Annotated in this window: 6 protein-coding genes; 3 read left to right on the forward strand and 3 right to left on the reverse strand. The window is 70.7% G+C overall.

All coding sequences use genetic code 11. The features are described from left to right. Positions 1-40 precede the first annotated feature (40 nt). From AB0399_RS40085 to AB0399_RS40095, 3 genes are read right to left on the reverse strand one after another with little or no spacing between them, the layout of a single operon-like run. Entirely contained in the window at positions 41-883 is an 843-nt protein-coding gene (locus AB0399_RS40085) for an aminoacyl--tRNA ligase-related protein (RefSeq protein ID WP_366414646.1), read from the reverse strand. Next, a complete protein-coding gene (locus tag AB0399_RS40090) occupies positions 883-1,122 on the reverse strand; it encodes a hypothetical protein (protein WP_329369895.1) in 240 nt (79 codons plus the stop codon). Before AB0399_RS40090 ends, AB0399_RS40085 begins: the two co-directional genes overlap by 1 nt. After that, positions 1,112-1,984, reverse strand: a complete 873-nt coding sequence (locus AB0399_RS40095; RefSeq protein ID WP_328463511.1) for a diiron oxygenase — start codon at positions 1,982-1,984, stop codon at positions 1,112-1,114. The genes AB0399_RS40090 and AB0399_RS40095 overlap by 11 nt, the downstream gene beginning before the upstream one ends. A 278-nt stretch (positions 1,985-2,262) precedes the next feature. On the opposite strand from AB0399_RS40095, the gene AB0399_RS40100 reads away from it, so the two are divergent. The 3 genes from AB0399_RS40100 to AB0399_RS40110 form a co-directional block, all read left to right on the forward strand. Continuing rightward, on the forward strand, positions 2,263-3,891 hold the full coding sequence (locus tag AB0399_RS40100) for an AMP-binding protein (protein WP_329369897.1): 1,629 nt from the start codon (positions 2,263-2,265) through the stop codon (positions 3,889-3,891). Positions 3,892-4,388: 497 nt separating this feature from the next. Beyond that, a complete protein-coding gene (locus tag AB0399_RS40105) occupies positions 4,389-5,348 on the forward strand; it encodes a 3-oxoacyl-[acyl-carrier-protein] synthase III C-terminal domain-containing protein (RefSeq protein WP_366414644.1) in 960 nt (319 codons plus the stop codon). A 106-nt stretch (positions 5,349-5,454) separates the two neighbouring features. Further along, on the forward strand, positions 5,455-6,485 hold a 1,031-nt coding region (locus AB0399_RS40110), incomplete at its 3' end, for an SDR family oxidoreductase (RefSeq protein ID WP_366414645.1).

Raw genomic sequence — 6,485 nt, forward strand, 5'->3', positions numbered from 1 at the left:
TCCCATCGGGTGCGCCCGAGGGCGTGTCGCCCCGGGTCGGTTACGACGACGGCCACTTGGCGACCACCTCCGCGGCGAGCGCGGGCAGGTCGGGCCAGGACCGGGGGTCGTCGCCGTGCGTGTCGAGGATCGCGAACAGCCAGCGCTCCAGCCCGAAGGCGACGCATGCCGAGTGCGCGTCCTGCCCTGCCCTGGTGATGCCGAACGCCTCGCCGAAGTGCTCGTGATGCAGGTTCACCGACGAGATGGCCAGATCCCCGTAGGTCGCCTCGCGCTTGACCGGGCTGAGCTTCTGCATCAGGAAGGCCGGGTTCTGCTCCGGCTCGAAGAACGGGTCGGTCGCGTGCTCCCACGAGACGTCGAGCCCGGCCAGTTCGAAGATCCGGGTGACGGCCTCGGTGGTGCGCTGCGCGAACAGCGCCGTCTCCTCGGCGGTACCGAGGCAGACGATCTCCCGCATGGTGAACGACCACTGCCGGCGCAGCGGCACGTAGACCGTCTCGCGCCGGTAGCAGGTGTTCACCGTCGTCAGGTACAGCGGCTCGGCGAGGGTCTGGGCCTCGTGCGCCGGGTAGAGGTGGTAGCACGCGGCCGGGGTGAGGATCTCGGTGGCCGGCCCGAGGAAGGGCCGGGGGTCCTGGTCCGGATCGCCGGCGAACCCGCTGAGGGCGTCGGGGTCGAGCCCCACCGCGAAGGTCGCCTGATGCGGGAACGAGCGCAGGTAGCCGGTCTTGCGCAGCACGGCGGCCGGCAGCGTGGACGGATGGCGCTCGGCCTCGGCCCCCCACACACCCGCCAGTTGGACGAACGCCGCGTCCGCTTCCCCGGCCAGCCGCAGCAGGTCGCCGGAGAGCGACGCCTGCCCGGAGGCGTGCCAGTGCATCACGACCGGGTCCCGAAGCGCGTCACGAGCGTGTCGATGTCGCGGAAGTCGGTCGGGCGCAGGTCCTCGACCTCGATCGGTGTGCCCCGCAGCCGTTCCATCAGCAGCAGGAGCTCCGGGATGTGCACGGACCGCAGGGTGCGGTCGGCGAAGATCGGGGAGTGGTCCGTGACCTTGACACCCGACTTCTCACTGACCCACGCGCGCAGCTCGGCGCGGAAGTCCGACTCAGAAAGCATCGACTGGCTCCTCGGGAAGGATCTTTTCGGTGGCGAGGAATCCGAGGCACTTGGCGGTGACCGCGCGACGGTGTTCCCGCTGGTGGGCCGAGTGCCAGGCGGATTCGGCCACGTCCCAGGGGTCGGCCAGGCCGGCGTCCGCGTACACGTCGGGGTTGTAGTACTCCCGCCAACTGCTGGTGATGAACGCCGCGAGGTAGCCGCGCACGTCCTCCACCGTCTGCGGGTCCCACGTCTGCGTCCGCCACAGCTCGGTGACCAGCTGGCGCCCGAAGATCAGGTGCCTGGCCTCCTCCACGTGGTGGTTGCGGTTGATGTACCTGGCCACCGTGTGCAGCCGCTCGTCGCGCGCCTGAATCCAGTTGTAGTGGTCCACGATCTCCTCGAAGATCATGGTCTTGGCGAAGAAGAGGAAGTCACCGACATCCCTCGGCACTTCCTCCTCGTTGACGGAGAACTGCCGGCTGCGATACACCTGGGCATACCTGGTGCAGAATCCGCCGAAGAAAATGCTGTGCTTGTTCTCCTCGTCGAGGAAGTGGTGCAGGTAATCGGCTACCTGTATCATTTCCTTCCGGTAGAGACGCTCCGCGAGGCCGGCCATCAGCCCCTTCTCGCCATGGATGTTGAGGCTGTAGAAGTTCACCGCCTCACAGAAGGCGAGCCGTTTGCGGCCGGCCTCGGACAGCGCGTCCCACTCCGGGGTGCCGACCAGGCTGAGCAGCTCAGGGGTGGAGAACCAGTCCTCTTCCGGCTGGACGGTCTCCGGCCACTCCAGGGCGGTGTAGGGGTTCTGGTAGGAATGCTGGGAGACCTCACTGAGTCGCCGAGCCACTACCGCGACGGATTCCGCGAGGCTCATGTTCCGTCCCCCGCGCGCCCATGCAGTCGATCACTCATGTCGCCTCCTGGGGCGGAAATCGCGTCGTCGTCACGGCGTGGATTGCCGTTGACCGTCACGTGGCACTCGAACGAATCGATGTCGAGAGGTTTCAACATCGAGCTCCCGTCTTCGCACCAGACCTGTTGCCTGGCAGCGCGAATTGTGTGGCCGGAATCATCGACGAGGGTGAGCGTAGGCCGGGTGAGTCAGGCAAATCCCTAGTCAATATCGGCGCCGTGTCGTGCAGGATGGGGCACATGTCGATACTTGGGTGGCTGAGCGCGCCGTCCCCCGGCCGCGGCGTGTGGTTCGCCGGGGAACGGGACGGCTGGGAGCGGGTCGAGTACGCGGAACTGGCCGAGGACGCCCGCGCGGTCGCGGCGGACCTGGCCGCGCGGGGCGTGGGCCGCGGCGACGTCGTCGCGATCGCCCTGCCGGGCAGCCGCGACGGGCTCGCCGCGCTCTTCGGCGCCTGGGCGGCCGGCTGCGTCGCGACGATGCTCCCGGTGCCGGGCTACGGCGCGGGCGCGGAGTACACCGCGCACACGGCCGCGATCCTCGAACAGGCCCGCCCGGCCGTGACGTTCGCCGACGCCGAGTCGGCGCCCCTGCTGGAGAGCGTGGCGCAGGTCAGCGAGGTACGGCGGGACGCGAGCGGCGCGGGGACCGTGCAGGAGCCGGCCCGGGTCGCGGTGCTGCAGTTCACCTCCGGCACCACCCGCAGCCCGCGGGCCATCCAGGTCACCTGGGACAACATCGTCGCGAACTTCGCCGTGCTGTGGCGCTGGATGGAGTGGAAGGACGGCGACGGGATGGCGTCCTGGCTGCCGTTCAACCACGACATGGGCCTGCTGGCCTGCGTGATGACGGCCGCGCGGCAGGGCGACCTGTGGCTGATGCGGCCCGACCAGTTCATCCGCGGGCCCGAGCGCTGGCTGGCCTCCCTGGGCCCCGGCAAGGCCGCGCACGCCGGGGCGCCGTCGTTCGGCTTCGGCTACGTCGCGCGCCGGCTGCGGCCGGAGCAGTGGGCGGAACTCGACCTGTCCGGGTGGAAGAGCGCCATCGTGGGCGGGGAGGTGCCCGACCCCGGCGCGCTGCGCGCCTTCGCGGCCGCGGCCGCCCCCTCCGGGTTCGACCCCGCCGCGATCCACCCCGCCTACGGGCTGGCGGAGAACACCTCCGCGTGCACCGCCGGCGCGGTGGGCCGCCCCGGGCGGGTGCTGCGGCCGGACTGGGAGCAGATGCACTTCGGCGAGCCGGTCCGGGTCCTGGAGACCGGCCTCCTGCTGCCGCCGCCCGGCGCGCTGACCCCCGACGCCGCCGACGGCGCCGGGTGGCTGGCCGGGCAGGGCTGGCCACTGCCGGTCGACGCGGTCGGGGTGGAGATCGCGGACGCCGAGGGGACGGCCCTGCCGGAGGGCTCGCTCGGCGAGATCGTGATCACCGGCCGGTCGGTCGCCGACGGCTACGTCGGTGACGAGCCGTTCGACGGGCTGCTGCGCACCGGCGACGCCGGCTTCGTGCACGACGGCGACCTGTACGTCCTGGGCCGCATGGGCGACAGCCTCAAGGTCCGGGCGCGCACCGTGTACGTCGAGGACCTGGAGCTCAAGGCCCGCGAGGCCGCCGGCCTCAACCGGCTGGCCGTGGTGGCCATGAGCGACGGCGGCCGTCCCGGCATCGCCGTGTTCGCCGAGTCCACGCCGGGCCCCTGGGCCGACAAGGTCACCCAGGCCCTGCGGACCGAACTCGGCCCCGACCCCGAGATCGCCGTCATCGCCGGCGAGCGCGGCCTGATCCGCCGCACGTCGAGCGGCAAGCCGCAGCGGCGGGCGATGTGGCAGCTGTGGTCGGCCGGGAAGCTGCCCGGCACCCGGCTCATGTGACACCGCCGGCACCCGCGGGTGGCGCCTCGCAGCAGTCGGCGCCCTGGACCTGGGACCCGCGGCCGTAGGTCCGTGGCGCGGAACGGCAGTCGGCAACCGGCATCCGGCAAGTCCGCGGCGCTCGGAAGCGTAGTCGGCAACCGGCGGCGCCCAAGTCCGCGGCCCGCAGCCGTGGTCCGCGGCTCGCGGCCCCCAAGTCCGCAGCCGGTAGCCGGTCGTGAGGACGGCCGCGGGACTCGGCAGGACCCCCGGCCGGACCCGGCAGGACCCCCGGCCGGACCCGGCCGGCCCGTCATCGGCGAATGCCGTCGATCACGGGTCCGACGCAGTCGCCGGCACCGCGCGGAAACACCCGGGAAGCACCCTTCGGCGCGGCACGGTCCCGAAACTGACTAGGGATTTGCTTGAACCGCCGGACATATGCTCGTCCCATCGATGATTCCGACCACACAAATTCGCGGAGCCAGACAACGGCCCGGCGCGAAGACGGGAGCTCGATGTTGGAATCTCTCTACATCGATTCGTTCAAGTACGCGCTCGGCGAACGGAAAAGCCACGTCAACGATTCCGCGGCGGCGGGCAGGCTTTTCTCCTCCGCCGAGGATATGAAGGCGGCAGGATTCCGCTGGCACTACATGTGTGAGCCCGGAACCTCGGCTTATGACCTGGCCTGTGCCGCGGTCCGCCCGATAGCGGACCGGGCGGCCGGCGCCGACGCCATCGTGTACGCCACCTGCCTGCCGCTCAACGGCAACCTGGGCAGCGACGAGGAATGGCGCACCAGCCGGGACGTCAAGCACCTGATGGACTTCCCGGTGAGCAGGCTCCAGGCGGACTTCAAGCTGGACGGCGCGATCGCGATCGGCCTCAACCAGCAGGCGTGCACCTCGATGCTCGGCTCGTTGCGGATCGCGGCCGCCATGCTCGCCACCGAACCCACGTGGCAGCGCGTCCTGTGCGTGACCGCCGACCGGTTCCCCGAGAACGCGGTCTACGAGCAGGCGTACAACGTGATCTCCGACGGTGCCGCCGCCTGCGTCGTCAGCAGGGAACCGACCGAAGGCGCGTTCCGCCTCCTCGCCAGCCACCAGATCACCAACGGCGGCCTGGGCATGGCGAGCGACGACGAGACCGTGGGCAGCTACTTCAGCTACATGCACCGGCTGATCGCGCAGACCCTGGAGCGGGCGCAGCTGAAGGCCACCGACCTGGACTGGGTGGTCACCCAGAACACCAACGACGTGGCCTGGACGGTCCTCGCCCACCTGTTCAAGATCGACACCGAGAAGGTGGTGAGCGTCACGCTGCCCGACGCCGGGCACGTGATCTCCGCCGACAACGTGCTGAACCTGACGGCGCTCGTCGAGTCCGGGCGGATCAAGTCCGGCGACCGGCTGCTGCTGACGATGGCCGGGTTCGGCCTCAACTGGCAGTCCACCATCCTGGAGGCGGTGTGAGCGCCCGGCGCCGTCCCCTGGAGCAACCCGCCCGCCCGCCGCGGAAGTTCCGCCTCGTCCGGCACGAGGCGGTCTGCCGTGTCCGCCTCGCGGAGGTGACCGACTCATGACCGTCCTGGTAACAGGCGCCGCCGGCTACGTGGGCGGACTGATCGTCAAGGCACTGCGGGAGCACGGCGGCTACGGCGACGTGCTCGCGTACGGCCGCGCCGAGGCGGACCTCACCGTGCCCGGCGTGCTGGACTCCGTCCCGACCGCCGGCATCACGCACATCGTGCATGCCGCCGCGGTGACCAAGTTCGCCGTCGACCGGGACACCGCGAAGGCGGTCAACATCGGCGGCACCGAGCAGGTCGTCGGGCTGGCCGAGCGCTGCCCCGACCTGGAGCGCATCGTCCTGCTCTCGACGCTGTACACCGCCGGGCTCGCGACCGGCGACATCGCCGAGGAACCCGCCGGCGCCGTCGAGGAGCCCCGCGCGGCCGCCGGCGAGGACGACGACAGCACCGACGTCGTCCACTTCGCCAACTACTACGAGTGGTCCAAGCACGCGGCCGAGCGCCTGGTCCTCGACAGCGGGCTGCCCGCCACGATCGCGCGGGTGCCCACGATCATCGCCGATGACGACAGCGGGCACGTCAGCCAGTACAACGCGGTGCACAACACGCTCAAGCTGCTCTACTACGGCCTGCTGTCACTGATGCCCGGCCTCGCCGACGTCCCGGTGGCGCTGGGCACCGGGGAGTTCACCGTCAACGCCACGATGGCGCTGCTCGACGCCGAGCCCGGCTACTACCACGTGTGCCCGGACCTGGAGCAGACCCCGAGGCTCGGCCGGATCGTGGACCTGATGTTCACGGCGTTCGAGCAGGACACCAACTTCATCAGGCGCCAGATCCTGCGCCCCCTGCTGGTCGACGAGGCGGCCTTCGCCAACCTGATCAACGGGCTGCGCACCCTGCCGCACGGACCGGTGCTCGACGCGCTGGAGTCCGTGTCGCCGTTCTCCTCGCAGCTCTTCCGGCCGAAGGTCTTCGGCAACACCAGGCTGCACAAGGCGTGGCCCAACTACCGCGCGCCGGACGCGGACACGCTGGTGTCGCAGACCGCGGAGTACCTGGTGCGCACCCGATGGGG

This window comes from Streptomyces sp. NPDC088194, assembly GCF_040702025.1.
In the GTDB taxonomy this organism is placed as follows: domain Bacteria; phylum Actinomycetota; class Actinomycetes; order Streptomycetales; family Streptomycetaceae; genus Actinacidiphila.